Origin of the sequence: Phycicoccus mangrovi, from assembly GCF_018729305.1 — a bacterium.
Taxonomy (GTDB): Bacteria; Actinomycetota; Actinomycetes; order Actinomycetales; family Dermatophilaceae; genus Phycicoccus; species Phycicoccus jejuensis.
In genome coordinates this window covers 1-631 of sequence record NZ_JAHHWP010000034.1, presented here as the reverse complement: position 1 = coordinate 631, position 631 = coordinate 1, and the positions used below count along the sequence as shown (strand labels likewise).

Below are 631 nucleotides of genomic sequence, written 5' to 3'. Positions count from 1 at the left end.
ACCACCCTGCACACCGGCACCCACGACACCGACCGCGGCCCCGACACCACCCTCCACCTCACCATCCCCCTGACCGACCTCACGAGCGGGACGACCCGAGACCCCGGCGAGCTGCTCGCGGACCTCACCGATCAGGCAGTCCCTTCCGCGACCGCTCCCCTCCCCTCGTCATCGACCGCGCGCCGCGCAGGCACCGTCCTGGCCACCACCGCCGACGGCACCCTCCTGCCCCCCGAGACCGTCCGCCGCCTCGGCTGCGACGCCGGCCTCCTGGTCCACCTGCTCGGCGCCCGCGGCGAACCCCTCACCCTCACCCGCATCCTGCGCCTCTACACCCGCGGACAACGCCGACACCTCCTGCTGCGCGACCGCGGCTGCACCTACCCCGGCTGCACCGCCCCCGCCGCCTGGACCCGCGCCCACCACATCCACCACTGGGCCGACGGCGGACCCACCGACGTCACCAACGCCGCCCTCCTGTGCCCCCGACACCACACCCACGTCCACCAACGCCGCCTCTGGGCCACCGTCCGAACACACCCCGACCAAGACGGCCACCACGTCACCTGGGACCTCACCCCCGGCTCCTACGACCACCACCTCGACACCCTCCGCCACCCACCCGACGACC

1 protein-coding gene is annotated in these 631 nt (G+C 74.2%); it reads left to right on the top strand.

The annotated features are described in order from the left end of the window. A partial coding sequence (locus KMZ30_RS21380) for an HNH endonuclease signature motif containing protein (RefSeq protein WP_215520194.1) occupies positions 1-631 on the top strand: 631 nt, incomplete at both ends.